Origin of the sequence: Bradyrhizobium sacchari (assembly GCF_002068095.1) — a bacterium.
GTDB classification, from domain to species: Bacteria; Pseudomonadota; Alphaproteobacteria; order Rhizobiales; family Xanthobacteraceae; genus Bradyrhizobium; species Bradyrhizobium sacchari.
The window spans coordinates 263342-277105 of the sequence record NZ_LWIG01000012.1 but is presented as its reverse complement, the minus strand read 5'-3'; the positions used below and the strand labels follow the sequence as shown (position 1 = coordinate 277105).

The following is a 13764-nucleotide window of genomic DNA, read 5'->3' as shown; positions in this document are numbered from 1 at the left end:
CGCAAGGAGAGCAGCGCGGTCATCAGCGCCGATCCGGCGAAGCCGCCGATGCTGAACAGCGCGTGGAAACCGGACATCAGCGGAACTTTCGCGGCGCGCTCGACCTCCACAGCATGGATGTTCATGGCGACGTCGATCGAGCCGAGCGCGGCGCCGAACGCAAGGAGCGCCAGCGCCAGCGTTGCTGGCGTGCTCGCGATGGCCAGCAGCGGCAGCACCAGCGCGAGACCAAGCCCGCCGGCCATGATGATCGGCCTGCTGCCGTAGCGCGCGCTCATGATTCCCGTCAGAAGCATCGCGACGACCGAGCCGATGCCGAGGCTGAGCAGGAGCAGCCCCAGCACGCCGTCGTCGACGTCGAGCCGCGCCTTCGCGAACGGCACCAGCGGCGCCCAGCACGCCATGCCGAAGCCCGCGACAAGGAAGGCGAGCCGCGTCGCAAGGCGTGTCGCCGGCCGGTCGGCAGAAGACATTGGAACTCCGGGAATCAGCAATGAGGGAGGTGAGGCCGACAAGCCCGAGGATTGCCGCGACTTTATGTCAGGGACGTGCTCGAATTGTCGCGGCCATGTAGATGCTGCGAGCAATCTCCGCACCGGCTGGCGGCCATCGACCCTGTGTCGCCGCCGCGTCAACCCCCTTGCGCGCAAATATTCTGCTTTACCGAAATTCGGATTTGTCGTAGATATCGCCCATCCCGGCTCATCCTTGAGGGGCGATCATGTGGTCGTCATGTTTGCGAGCCGGGGCTTGCGGTGGACGCGGCAGCGTCGGGCACGAGAGGTGCGGGCAGGGCGGGTAGTCCCTGTGAGCTCGTAACCGCGTGCGGACGAACGGCGCTGCTAGGCTTCGTCTCGTTTGCAAGTTTCCGGCTCCGTCGACAGGGCTGGAAAGACTGCGGCGATAGGGCGGGCCGTGCGTACGGCAAAACCGTGTGGTCCTGGCCGTCGTTGCTACGGTCAAGCTCTTGCGGAGGCGGCAGTTGCGTCAACCGGCGCGCTGCTGGTGNATTCCGCGGGAGTGAGGGAGGCCAGAGGGAATTCGGCTCCCGGGAGAGCGCGGCATAAGCCGTCCGACCATCGCGCAGGGAAGGCCGAGTGATCGGCACCACCTGTATGCTGCTGTGCGGTTCCTTTGCGCTACCTTTCGCGCAGCGGACCGCGGGTGCGAGGTCGGCACCCGGCCTTCCCTGCGCCCTCTTGGTTTTGAGGGTGGAGCGATCAAGCAAAGCTCGGGCGAATTGTGCCGCGAGAATGCGAAGGCGTGTCTGAGATTCGAAATGTGTGTTGCTGGATGGCGATGCTGCCCCTTGCTCCGTCATTGCGAGCGCAGCGAAGCAATCCAGAGTCGTTCCGCGGCGGCAGTCTGGATTGCTCGCGGAGCCTGTCATCGGGCCGCGCTTCGCGCGGACCCGTTGGCTCGCAATGACGCAGTGAGGAGATGGACGATACATCCACATCTCATGGCGCTTTAGATCGCGACCCAGGGGACGTTGCCGCATTTGTCGTGCATTTGTGAAAATCCGTGATGAGCCTTGCATCCGCCCGCGTGGACAGGCATAGGCGGATGTCCGATAATGCATTGCGAAGATTGCACGACGCCGTGGCCTGCGCGTGGACTTCCACAGAAGGGCTAAACGATGACACAGGCAGGCGCCTACGGACAGAGACTTGGGCAATTCCTGCGCTTGAAGGACGCGCCGCCCGCGCTGGTCGCGCGCTCGCTGCATAGTGCGGAGCTGGCGGTCACCGAGACCCGGAATGACCATCCGGTGCGAGGCCTGTCCGGCTCGCTGGCTGCGGAGGATGCCTTCCTGGTCAGCCTCAAGCTTCACGATTATCCGGATTGCGAGCTCTGGGAGCGCGGCAAATCCATCATGAAGGCGGACGTCCGCGCCGGCACGACCTACCTCTATGACCTCAAGCACGATCCGCGCTACGTGATCGACAAGCCGTTCCATTCGCTGTTCTTCTATATTCCGCGCTCGGCGCTCGACGGCATCGCCCGGCAGTGCAACGCGCCGCGGGTCGACCAGCTCGACTGTCGGGTCGGCGTCGGTCATGACGATGGAATCGTCCGTCACATCGGTGCGTCGCTGCAGGAGGGGCTGCGCCGGCCGGGCGAGGCCAACCAGCTCTTCGTCGATCATATGATGCTCGCGCTGACCGCTCATGTCGCCCAGACCTATGGCGGACTTCGGCGCCCGGCCGGACTGGCGCGTGGGGGGCTTGCTCCGTGGCAGGCGAAACGCGCCTGCGAGCGGCTCGAATCCGACCTCGGCGGCAAGCTTTCGCTGCAGAAGATCGCGGCCGAGCTCGACCTGTCGGTCAGTCATTTCTCGCGCGCGTTCCGCATCTCCGTCGGCATGCCGCCGCACCAATGGCTGCTGCAGCAGCGCGTGAAGGCGGCCAAGCAGTTGATGGGCGTCCGCGACTTGCCGCTGTCGGAGATTGCGATCTCGGCCGGGTTTGCCAACCAGAGCCACTTCACGCGCGTGTTCTCCTCGATCGCGGGCGTCAGCCCCGCGGCGTGGCGCCGCGAGGCGCTCGGTGCTTCCAGCAGCGAGGCGTGAAGCCGGACGCCGGCGAAGTCAGCGGCGTTTCGCGAGAGAGATGGTGTAGGCGGCGCGCCGCGCCGCAAAGATCTCGTCCGGCGGGTGACCGATGCCATCGGCGAGGTTGGCCGGATTGAAAATGGAGGCATCGCAGGCGGGGTCCGGCTCGAAGCCTGTGATCACGATCGTGCCGAGCCGCACCTCCTCGCGACCGTCCTCATCCGGCCAGCGCATGGTCACGTCCATGGTGGGATCGCCCGGGCGATCGAGCAGCGCCATCACATTGAAGCGGACATGGCCTGCGGCGATCCGTTTGCCGAGATCGTCATGCAGGAAGTCAGCAGGCTTCGTCCTGGCCTCATCCTCGCTCAGTGTGATCTCGCCGCCAGCCGGGACGACCTTGAACTTGATGAACCGCGTCTCGCCTTGCTCATTCGTGGCCGGAAAGGCATGCACGCCCCAATAGGTCGTGCCGGCAAAACTTCCCGGCAGCGCACGCGCGGCAATGTAGTTCGCCTGATTGAGTGTTTCAGGGTTCGCCGCCGAGAACGCCTTCACCTTCGCCATGTCAGGCTTGCCATCCGGCCCCGGGATGCGCGCCGCGAGGAAGGCCTGCATCTGGTCCAGCGTTCGCGCAAAATGCACGGGCGCGCTCTCCACCAGAATATCCGAACGGTGATCGTCGTCGCCGAGCTTGAAGCTGAAGCCGCGCAGCACCAGATTGTTGGTGTCGGCGACGGCAGGATTGCCGCCGCCGACCGAGAAGCGTGCGAGCACGCGCGATGGCTTAGTGAAACTCTGCGATCGCGTGACTTCTGCCGCCCGGTCCGACGGGGTGTAGGTGCCGCGAACGCACCAGCCTTTGGCGAAGCTGGCGCGCACCTTTGGCGGGTTGCCGGCGACGGCCTTCAGGGCTTCGACGATGGATGCGGGCGTTGCAGCGGGGACGTCGGACATGTGAGCCTTCTCGCGTGGAGCGGACAGGCTAGGTATTGTGCGAACCGGCGTCTTGCCTGAAGCGGTCGGGACTTGCCCGATCCTGCTCAAGACGTCTGCTTTGCGGCGTCCGGGAGCGTTATGCTCGCGCCCGGCCCATCAGGGGATGGCGGGCTGCGTTTCGACCAGAGGCACCCAGCCGGCCTCGCCACGCTGGAAAAGCGGGCAGCCGTAGACCGCACGAACCGCAAGCGGTGGCGACAGCGCTGCGGTCGAGGCCTGCCAGCGATTAGTCTGCTTCATCGCGACGACCATGCCGGCGATGTCGGCGCCGACCTTTTGCAGCAGGCGCGCGGCGGCGATGGCGGTGGTTCCGGTCGAGATCGCGTCATCGACCAGCACCACCCTGCGGCCCTCGATCAGCGGCAGCAGGTTTGGATCCAGCCGCAGCTTCTTGCCGGTCTCGGGACTGGTGATCGATGTCACGGGCTCGGACAGCGCGTCGTCGTACCAGAACTTGCGCGAGTAGCCGAGCGGGACATAGCGCTTCTGTCCGAGCCGCTCGGCGATCAGCGACGCAAAGGCAAGGCCGAGGGTCGGTAGTCCCACGATGATCTCGGCATCGAAGGCGCGCGCCTGCGTCGCCATGTGGTCGGCGAGCGCCGCGACGACGAGATGCGAGGCCTGGTTGGCGATGAGTGAGGCGACCGCGCAGTCGCCATCGGGGAGCTGCCGCAGCGGCAGGACCAGGATGCGGCCGCAGGGCAGAGTGACGGGATAGCCGAAGCGATAGGGCGCCGTCGCCGGGAAGCGCGCGGGAACCTCCGGCGTCAAGTCCTGCCAATAGCCGATTGTCGCCTCGGTATAGGGGGCGCCCGCGGTCATGCCGGTACCGGCCGCCTAGCCGCCGAGGATGCGCCGGCAGGCGTCGACGAAGACCTGTGCGCCGGTGACGATATCGGCATCGGCGGTATTCTCGGTCCAGTGATGGCTGATGCCGCCGATCGACGGCACGAACAGCATGCCCGCGGGCATCACCGTCGCGAGCATCTGTGCATCGTGGCCGGCGCCGCTCGGCATGCGGATGGAGCATCCGTCGGCAAGAGTCTTGCTCGCCGCCTCGATCGCGTCCTGAATGCCCGCATCCATCATGGCAGGCGCGCCGGTGCGGATTTTTTCCACGTCGACGGTGCAGGGACCCTTCGCGCTGGCCTCGCTCGCCATAGTCCGCAGCAGCTCCTCCAGCCGCGCAATGACCGCGGGATTGTCATCGCGGATCTGGAACAGCAGCTCCGCTCCGCCAGGAATGATGCTCGGCGCGCCCGGATCGAGGGTAATGCGGCCGGCGGTCCAGACCGTGCGCGGACCGCAGGCGTCCGGGAAACGCTCGTCGATCGCGACGCAGAACTTCGCCAGCGCGAGGCCTGCATCCTTGCGCACCGCCATCCGCGTGGTGCCGGCGTGGTTCTGCTCGCCGGTGAAATTGATCCTGTATTGCCAGATGCCGACGATGGACGTCACGACGCCGATCGCAAGCTTGCCGCTTTCGAGCGTGTCGCCCTGCTCGATATGCGCCTCCAGGTACCCGACGTGCCGTCCCGGTTCGACGGCGACGCGTGCGCGTCCCGAGAGACCCATCTCGGCGAGGGCATCGCGCATGGCGCGGCCGCTGGTGCGATCGCGCGCAGCGTCGATCTCGGCCTCGGTCACCTGCCCGACATAGGAGCGCGAGCCGAGGAAGCTGCCGAAATGGCCTTCCTCGTCGCACCAGGCGGCGACTTCGACCGCGCCTTTCACGGAGGGATCGGCATTGAGGACCCGCGCGGCTTCGAGCGCGTAGACAACACCGAGCGGGCCGTCGAGCCAGCCGGCGTAGTTCTGGCTCTCCAGATGCGAGCCGGCCAGCAGCTTCGGTCCCGGCTTCGTGCTGGTCCCCAAAACATTGCCAATGCCGTCAACCGTCGCGGAGAGGCCGGCGTCGGGCAGTTTCCGCACCAGCCAGTCCAGCGATTGCTTGTGCGGCTCGGAGAAGGTCGGCTTGTGCACGCCGGTCTTGTAGGCGCCGATGGCGCGCAGTGCGTTGAGGTCGGCGAGGACGCGATTTCCGTCGGCGCGGGGCTGGGTATCAGGCATGTTCGGCAACCTTCAACGCCTCGGTGCGGATCTCCTCGACCAGCCGCTCCTTGAGCTGGACGAATTCGGGCGTCGTCTTGATCTTGTACGAGCGTGGATGTGGCAGGTCCACATTGATCTCCGCCTTGACCCGGCCGGGCCGCGCGCTCATGACGATGACGCGGCTGCCGAGAAAGATCGCTTCCTCGATGTCGTGGGTCACGAACAGCACGGTCTTCTGGTCGCGCTCCCAGATCCCGAGCAGCATCTCCTGCATCAAAGCGCGGGTCTGGTTGTCCAGCGCGCCGAAGGGCTCGTCGAGCAGCAGGATCTTTGGATCATTGGCGAGCGCACGCGCGATCGCCGTGCGCTGCTGCATGCCGCCGGAGAGCTGTTTTGGCCAATGGTTCTCGAAGCCGGACAATCCGACCTGGCGGATGAAGGCATCCGCGATCTTGTTTCGCTCCGCCTCGGACACGCCGCGCTCGCGCAGGCCGAAGGCGATGTTCTCGCGCACGGTCAGCCAGGGGAACAACGTGTAGGACTGGAACACCATGCCGCGATCGGCGCCGGGGCCGGTCACCTCGCGCCCGTCCAGCGTGACGCGGCCGCTGCTCGGGCGGTCGAGGCCGGCGACGATGCGCAGCAGCGTGGACTTGCCGCAGCCGGAGGGGCCGAGGATGGTGACGAAGTCGTTGTTGCCGATGGTCAGGTCGGTCGGCTCCAGCGCCCTTGTCGGCGCGTTGCCGAGTCGTGCCGGGAAGGTGCGCGAGACCTGTTCGATCTTGAGAAGGGTCATGCGAGCTTCCACGGAAACAGCCAGGCGTTGAACGCCTTGAACAGGAAGTCGGAAACAAGCCCGATCAGTCCGATCACGATGATGCCGAAGATGATCTGGCCGGTGTTGAGCAGCGCCTGGCTGTCGGTGATCATGTGGCCGATGCCGGAGGATGAGCCGATCAGCTCGGCGACGATGACATAGGTCCACGCCCAGCCCAGCACCAGCCTCAGGATTTCCGCGATCTCCGGTGCCGAGGAGGGCAGCAGCACGCGGCGGATGACGCCGCGATCGCTCGCCCCCAGCGTATATGCGGCCTCGACGAGGTCCCGCCGCGTCGCGCCGACCGTCACGGCGACCATCAGGATGACCTGGAACACCGAGCCGATGAAAATCACGAGCAGCTTCTGCAACTCGCCGATGCCGGCCCACAGGATCAAGAGGGGGATGAAGGCAGACGCCGGCAAATAGCGCGCAAAGGAGACGAAGGGTTCGAGGAACGCCTCGACCGGCTTGTAGGCGCCCATCAGCACGCCGAGCGGCACCGCGATGATCGCCGCGAGCGCGAAGCCGCCGACGACACGCCAGATCGTCATGCCGATGTCGAATACGAAGCCCTGCTTCGTCAGCAGCTCAAAGCCTTCCTGAACCATGGTCAGCGGGTTGGCGAGGAAGGTCTTCGACACATGGCCGCCGAAGGTCGCCCAGGACCAGAGGGCGACGAACAGCACGAAGAACGCCAGGCCATAGGCCATGCGTTGCCTCGATGTAACAGGGTCCAGGGGACGCATCAAACTGTCTATCCGAATAGTCATGCGCCGGTCCCGTCTCGCGGCGGGACCGGCAGCTCGTTGAAACTTACTTGATGAAGCTCGCGTCGTAGAGGTCTTCGACCTTCGGCGCGGCCTTGATGATGCCGACCTCGAGCAGGAGCTCGGCGGCCTCCTTGTTGAAGGTCAGGAAGTCGCCGGCGAAGAACTTCTGGTTCGCGGCCTTGTCCTGCCAGCGCAGGTACTTTGCCGAGTTGCCGAACTGCTCGCCGGTCTGCTTCACGTCCGCGCCCATGATCTCATAGGCCTTGGCCTGGTCCTTGGCGATCATGTCGAGCGCCTCGAAATAGCTGTTGGCGAGCGCCTGCGCGGCCTTCGGATTCTCGCTCAGGAATTTCGGCGTGCAGCCAAAGGTGTCCATCACGATCGGGTAGTCCAGCGTGGTCGCGATGATCTTGCCCTTGTCGGGTGCGGCGCGCACGGTCGACAGATAGGGCTCGTAGGTCATTGCGGCATCGTTCTGGCCGGAGACGAAGGCCTGCGCGGCCGCGGCGGGCTCGAGGTTCACGACGGTCACGTCCTTGGTGGTGAGGCCGTTCTTCTTGAGCATCCAGGCCAGCGCGAAATAGGGCGAGGTCCCCGGCGCGGACGCGGCGACGGTCTTGCCTTTCAGATCCTTGATCGCGGCGATGTCGTTGCGCACAGCCATGCCGTCGGCGCCATAGCTCTTGTCCAGTTGGAAGATCTGCTTGGTGGCGACTCCGTTGGCGTTCCAGGAGATCCAGGTCTCGACCGTGGTCGCCGCGCACTGGATGTCGCCGGAGGCAATCGCGAGGTGGCGGTCCTTCTGCGGGATCTTCTTGATCGTGACGTCGAGGCCGTTCTTCTTGAAGATGCCGGCTTCCTTCGCCAGCGTCAGCGGCGCGAAGCCGGTCCATCCGGAGATGCCGACGCCGACCTTGACGTCGTCGGCCAGCACGGGAGTGGCGGCCGCAAGTGCAATGATTGTCGCAAATACCTTTGAACTACGCATGTTAGTCGTCCTCTTGCCGATCGATGGATTGACGTCCTGTTGATCATTGTGGGCCCGCGTGGACCGTTGCCCGAAGCGTTGCACGAATTGTGCCGACATTCTCATCTCAGCCTCCCTTGAATCGGGCGACAAGGCGGTGAGAGTCGCCGGGATAAAGCAGCCGCACCGCGGTGATGGTGCGCGCGCTGCGCCAGGTGTAACGGTCGATCACGAGGCAGGGCGCGCCGACGGCGATGTCGAGCGCTTCCGCCGTGCGATCGTCGGCCACGACGGCGCTGATCGTATGCTCGGCCTCTGTCCATGGGACATGGTGAAGCAGCCAGGAGCCGGGCGGCTCGCGCGAAAAATCGGCAGTCGCCGCATTCGGCACGGACGAGAGATCGATCAGCCTGTCCTCGACCGCGAACGGTACTCTATCGGCGCTGTGGCGGCAGGTGATCGCGACCACCTTGCCGGCCTTCTTGACGCCAAGACGGCCGCGGTCGGCAGCGGTCGCCACGCGCAGCTTGCGGTCGATCAGCTCGTAGCCGTAAGCGCGTCCGAGCGCAGTGATCTCGGCGCGGATGTCGGCGATCTTGAGCACGGCCGACTGATGCTGGGGCCGGCGCACGAACGAGCCGGCGCGCCGCCGCCGCTCGATCAGGTCGGCCTGCGCGAGCTCCGAGAGCGCCTTGTTCACGGTCATGCGCGAGCAGCCGTAACGCGCGACCAGCTCGTGCTCGAACGGAATGCGATGGCCGGGCGGCCACTCGCCGGTCAGGATGCGCTTTTCGATGTCGGCGCGGATGCGCTTGTAGAGCGTCGGCTGGTCGGCTGCGTCTGTGGCGAGGCTCATGCAACGAGCCTCCGCACCGCCGCGTTGAAGCGGTCGCGTGCCGTCCGTCGCAATCTATGCCGTCCGCCTTCGACCACCTTGTTGCCGCCGGCCCAGACGCAATCGATCGCTGCGCCGCCCGCGGCAAAGATCCAGCCGTCGATGACTGCGTCGTGCGTGCGGCCCGCCAGCGACGGATGCGCGGCGTCGAGCGTGACGATGTCGGCGCGCGCGCCGGGCGCTAGGCCGACCGTCGGCTGCGCCAGCGCCCGTGCGCCGCCGGCAAGCGCATCGTCGAACAGTGAGCGTCCCGTCGAGCGGCCTGCGCCGCCGGAGAGAACGTTGCGCTGGCGGTGCTTGAGCCGCTGGCCATATTCGAGCTGCCGCAACTCGTCGGCGACGCCGATCAGCACGTTCGAATCGGTGCCGACACCGAAAGGGCCGCCGGCGTCGAGAAACTCGCGAGCCGAAAAGATCCCGTCGCCGAGGCTTGCTTCCGTGACCGGGCACAGGCCGGCGACCGCGCCAGTCTTTGCGAAAGCCGCCACTTCCTCAGTCGTCATGTGGGTCGCATGAATGAGGCACCAGCGCTGATCGACGGGCGCGTGCTCCAGCAGCCATTGCACCGGACGCCGGCCAGACCAGGCGAGGCAATCCTCGACTTCCTTGACCTGCTCGGCGGCATGAATGTGCACCGGACCACCCTCGGCGATCGGAATTATCGCGGTCAGCTCGTCCGGCGCCACCGCGCGCAAGCTGTGCGGGGCGATGCCGATATTGGCGCCCGGCAAATCTGCGATGGCCTTGCGCGAGGCCGCCATCAATGCGGCGAACTGATCGACCGAGCAGATGAAACGGCGCTGGCCGGCATGCGGCGCTGCGCCTCCAAAAGAGCCATGCGCATAAAAACTCGGCAGCAGCGTCAGCGCAATGCCGGAGGCCTCGGCAGCCTGCGCGATCCGCGCGGCCATCTCGGCGATGTCGGCATAGGGCGAGCCGTCGCGATTATGGTGCAGATAGTGGAATTCGCCGACGCGGGTAAAACCCTGCTCCAGCATCTCGACATAAAGCAGCGTCGCAACAGAAGCGACGTCGTCCGGCGTCATCGCGAGCGCAAAGCGATACATCGTCTCGCGCCAGGTCCAGAACGTGTCGGTGGAATCGCCGCGCAGTTCCGCCAGTCCTGCCATTCCGCGCTGGAAGGCGTGGCTGTGCAGGCTCGCAAGTCCGGGAAGGGCGATCGCGTGGCGCTCGTCGCCGGCAGACGGCGCTACGCCCGNCCGGCGTCACCGCCGCGATCGCGCCGGCGGTGACGACCACCTGCACGTCATTGGCCCAGCCCGAGGGCAGGAGCGCGGAAGCGAAATGCAGTCGGGACATGATGACACGCCGGCTGGACAGAACCGCCTTACGATTATATGTCTAGACATATAAGTCAAGCATCCGACGGCGAATGGATACCCGCATGGCAGAGCGCTTCGACCGGATCTGGCACAATGCCCGGCTTGCCACGATGCGCGCCGATCGTCCCGATCTCGGTGAGATCGAGCATGGGCTCATCGCCGCGCGCGGCGGCCGTATCGCCTATGCGGGCGCGCAGGCGGACTTTCCTGTTGATGCGGACGCGATCGATCGGATTGATTGCGAGCGGCGCTGGATCACACCGGGCCTCGTTGACTGCCACACTCATCTCGTCTACGGCGGCAACCGCGCGCACGAATTCGAACTGCGTCTGAAGGGCGCGAGCTACGAGGAGATCGCACGCGCCGGCGGGGGCATCGTCTCGACAGTGGCGGCAACGCGAAAGGCGAGCGAAGCCGAACTCGTCGAAAGTGCACTGCCGCGGCTCGATGCGCTGATTGGCGAGGGCGCGACCACGGTGGAGATCAAATCCGGCTACGGCCTCGATACCGAGACCGAGATGCGGCAACTCTCCGCAGCGCGGAGTCTCGGCCGCCACCGGCCGGTTGCGATCCGCACATCTTTCCTCGGCGCGCATGCCCTGCCGGTGGAGGCCGATGGCGACAAGGATCGCTACATCGATCTCGTCTGCAAGGAGATGTTGCCCGCCGTCGCCAAGGCTGGCCTTGCCGACGCCGTCGATGCCTTCATGGAAGGGATTGCGTTCTCGGGAGAGCAAACCGCGCGGGTGTTCGAGGCGGCCAGAGGGCTGGGGCTGCCGGTGAAGCTCCATGCCGATCAGTTGACCAATCTCGGCGGCGCTGCGCTGGCGGCAAAATACTCGGCGCTGTCCGCCGATCACCTTGAGCACACCGACGAGGCGGGCGCGGCCGCGATGGCAAAGGCCGGGACTGTGGCCGTGCTGCTGCCGGGTGCATTCTACTTCATACGCGAGACGCAGAAGCCGCCGGTCGAGGCGTTTCGCCAGCATGGCGTTCCCATGGCGCTCGCGACCGACTGCAATCCCGGCAGCTCACCGCTGACCTCGCTGCTGCTCGCGATGAACATGGGCGCGACGCTGTTCCGGATGAATGTGGCCGAGTGTCTCGCGGGCGTCACCCGCGAAGGCGCGCGTGCACTCGGCGTGCTGAATCAGGCCGGCACACTCGAAGCCGGGAAATGGTGCGACCTCGCGATCTGGGACATCGATCGTCCCGCCGAGCTGGTTTACCGCATCGGTTTCAATCCGCTGCAGAGGCGGGTGTGGAGAGCACAGTGACGGAGCAGGGCGCGGCGATCGTCGTCCAGCCGGGGGCAGTGAGCCTCGACGATCTCGTGCGCGTGCTTGAAGGTGCCCCCGTCGTCCTCGATCCGTCGTTCTGGCCGCGCGTCGAGGCGGCTGCGCAGATTGTTGCGCGGGCGGCGCAGGCGGACGCTCCGGTCTACGGCATCAACACCGGCTTCGGGAAGCTCGCCTCGAAGCGCATTCCGCCTGAACAGACCGCGCTGCTCCAGCGCAACCTCATCGTCTCGCATTGCTGCGGCGTCGGCCCGGCGACAGCAGAGCCGATCGTGCGGCTGATGATGGCATTGAAGATCGTCTCGCTGGGGCGCGGGGCCTCCGGCGTGCGGCGCGCGGTGATCGAGCAGTTGCAGGGCATGCTGGCGCGGGGCGTCTGTCCGCTGGTGCCGCAACAGGGCTCGGTTGGAGCCTCCGGCGATCTCGCGCCGCTCGCGCATATGACCGCGGTGATGATCGGCGAGGGGCAGGCGATCGTCGGCGGGAAAACTGTATCCGGGAGCGAGGCGCTCGCTGCCGCAGGTCTCGCGCCGCTGATCCTAGGGCCCAAGGAGGGCCTCGCGCTGATCAACGGCACGCAGTTCTCGACCGCCTACGCCCTATCAGGCGTGCTGCGTGCATTTCGCCTCGCCCGCGCCGCGCTCGTCACAGGCGCGCTGTCCGTGGATGCGGCGATGGCCTCGACGGCGCCGTTCCGTCCCGAAATTCAGGCGCTGCGTGGCCATGCCGGCCAGATCGCCGCGGCCGCGACGCTGACCGCGCTGCTCGACGGCAGCGACATCCGCCTGTCGCATCTCGAAGGCGATGAGCGCGTGCAGGATCCTTATTGCCTGCGTTGCCAACCGCAGGTCGCGGGCGCGGCGCTGGACCTGATCACGCAGGCCGCGCGCACTCTGATCGTCGAAGCCAATGCCGTCACCGACAACCCGCTGGTGCTGGTTGAGACCGGGGAGATCGTCTCCGGCGGCAATTTCCACGCCGAGCCGGTGGCCTTTGCCGCCGACGCAATCGCGCTGGCCTTGTCGGAGATCGGCGCGATCAGCGAGCGGCGGATCGCGACGCTGGTCGACCCCGCGCTGAATTTCGGCTTGCCGCCGTTCCTCACCCCCGATCCCGGCATCAATTCCGGCTTCATGATCGCCGAGGTGACGGCGGCCGCGCTCTATGCCGAGAACAAGCAGCGTGCGCTCGCCTGCTCGATTGACTCGACGCCGACCAGCGCCAACCAGGAAGACCACGTCTCGATGGCCGCGCATGCCGCGCGGCGCCTCACCGACATGGCCGACAATCTCGCAGCCATCCTCGGCATCGAGCTGCTGGTCGCAGCCCAAGGCATCACGCTGCGCGCGCCGCATGCGACAAGTGCGCCGCTCGTTGCGGTGATCGCCGCGTTGCGCGAGCAGGTGCCGCCGCTCGGCGCCGACCGCTACATGGCGGGCGATCTCGCCAAGGCCGCGGCACTGATCGAAGCCGATGCGCTGCCGGCCGCGGCGATTGCCGCGCTTCCATCCGATCCGTTTCCGCGACTTGACTGAAGAGGTGTTCCGCATGAACCGCCGACTGGACAACGACCGCACCATTCGCGCCCCGCGCGGCAGCGAGATCAGCGCCAAGAGCTGGCTGACGGAAGCGCCCTTGCGGATGCTGATGAACAATCTCGATCCTGATGTCGCGGAGCGCCCCAGCGAGCTCGTGGTCTATGGCGGCATCGGCCGCGCCGCGCGCGACTGGGAGAGCTTTGACCGGATCACGGCGGCCTTGCGCAAGCTCGAGGGCGACCAGACGCTGCTGGTGCAGTCCGGCAAGCCGGTCGGGGTGTTCCGCACCCATGCCGATGCGCCGCGCGTGCTGATCGCGAACTCCAACATCGTGCCGCATTGGGCGACGCTCGATCATTTCAACGAGCTCGATCGCCAGGGCCTGATGATGTACGGCCAGATGACGGCGGGCTCGTGGATCTATATCGGCAGCCAGGGCATCGTGCAGGGCACCTACGAGACCTTCGTCGAGGTCGGCCGTCGTCACTATGGCGGCAGCCTCGCCGGCAAGTGGATCCTGACCGCCGG

At 66.3% G+C, this 13764-nt stretch carries 12 protein-coding genes and 2 pseudogenes; 4 read left to right on the top strand and 10 right to left on the bottom strand.

Going from position 1 to position 13764, the window contains the following annotated elements; translation table 11 throughout:
* Positions 1-473: MFS transporter (locus tag A5906_RS44515; protein WP_245326754.1), on the bottom strand; the 473-nt coding region annotated here is incomplete at its 3' end.
* Between the two features lie 1166 nt (positions 474-1639).
* Between A5906_RS44515 and A5906_RS16520 the strand changes: the two genes are divergently transcribed.
* On the top strand, positions 1640-2572 hold the full coding sequence (locus tag A5906_RS16520) for a helix-turn-helix domain-containing protein (protein WP_080136433.1): 933 nt from the start codon (positions 1640-1642) through the stop codon (positions 2570-2572).
* Positions 2573-2590: 18 nt separating this feature from the next.
* Here A5906_RS16520 and A5906_RS16515 read toward each other — a convergent pair whose 3' ends face one another.
* The 9 genes and pseudogenes from A5906_RS16515 to A5906_RS46385 all read right to left on the bottom strand — a co-directional run.
* Positions 2591-3511, bottom strand: a complete 921-nt coding sequence (locus A5906_RS16515; protein WP_080136432.1) for a catalase family peroxidase — start codon at positions 3509-3511, stop codon at positions 2591-2593.
* A 138-nt stretch (positions 3512-3649) separates the two neighbouring features.
* Complete coding sequence (locus A5906_RS16510; RefSeq protein ID WP_080136431.1) at positions 3650-4375, bottom strand: phosphoribosyltransferase; 726 nt, start codon at positions 4373-4375, stop codon at positions 3650-3652.
* Positions 4376-4390: 15 nt separating this feature from the next.
* On the bottom strand, positions 4391-5623 hold the full coding sequence (locus tag A5906_RS16505) for a Zn-dependent hydrolase (RefSeq protein ID WP_080136430.1): 1233 nt from the start codon (positions 5621-5623) through the stop codon (positions 4391-4393).
* Complete coding sequence (locus A5906_RS16500) at positions 5616-6401, bottom strand: ABC transporter ATP-binding protein (protein WP_080136429.1); 786 nt, start codon at positions 6399-6401, stop codon at positions 5616-5618. Before A5906_RS16500 ends, A5906_RS16505 begins: the two co-directional genes overlap by 8 nt.
* Positions 6398-7171: an ABC transporter permease gene (locus A5906_RS16495; RefSeq protein ID WP_080136428.1), complete on the bottom strand. Its 774-nt coding sequence runs from the start codon at positions 7169-7171 to the stop codon at positions 6398-6400. Before A5906_RS16495 ends, A5906_RS16500 begins: the two co-directional genes overlap by 4 nt.
* A 67-nt stretch (positions 7172-7238) precedes the next feature.
* A complete protein-coding gene (locus tag A5906_RS16490) occupies positions 7239-8183 on the bottom strand; it encodes an ABC transporter substrate-binding protein (RefSeq protein ID WP_080136427.1) in 945 nt (314 codons plus the stop codon).
* A gap of 106 nt (positions 8184-8289) precedes the next feature.
* Positions 8290-9018 carry a histidine utilization transcriptional repressor HutC gene (gene hutC, locus A5906_RS16485; RefSeq protein ID WP_080136426.1) on the bottom strand — a complete coding sequence of 243 codons (729 nt, stop codon included), beginning with the start codon at positions 9016-9018 and terminating at the stop codon, positions 8290-8292.
* Positions 9015-10276 (bottom strand): annotated as a pseudogene (locus tag A5906_RS16480) (formimidoylglutamate deiminase); the annotation flags it as partial. The pseudogene A5906_RS16480 and the gene hutC, both read right to left, overlap by 4 nt.
* A gap of 1 nt (position 10277) precedes the next feature.
* Positions 10278-10377 (bottom strand): hypothetical protein (locus tag A5906_RS46385; protein WP_430642394.1); only part of this gene is annotated, 100 nt, incomplete at its 3' end.
* A gap of 85 nt (positions 10378-10462) precedes the next feature.
* Here A5906_RS46385 and hutI point away from each other — a divergent pair.
* The 3 genes and pseudogenes from hutI to A5906_RS16465 all read left to right on the top strand — a co-directional run.
* Positions 10463-11677, top strand: coding sequence for an imidazolonepropionase (gene hutI / locus A5906_RS16475; RefSeq protein WP_080136425.1), 1215 nt, complete (start codon positions 10463-10465; stop codon positions 11675-11677).
* Complete coding sequence (hutH, locus tag A5906_RS16470; RefSeq protein ID WP_080136424.1) at positions 11674-13233, top strand: histidine ammonia-lyase; 1560 nt, start codon at positions 11674-11676, stop codon at positions 13231-13233. Before hutI ends, hutH begins: the two co-directional genes overlap by 4 nt.
* A gap of 13 nt (positions 13234-13246) precedes the next feature.
* Positions 13247-13764: pseudogene (locus tag A5906_RS16465) on the top strand (urocanate hydratase); the annotation flags it as partial.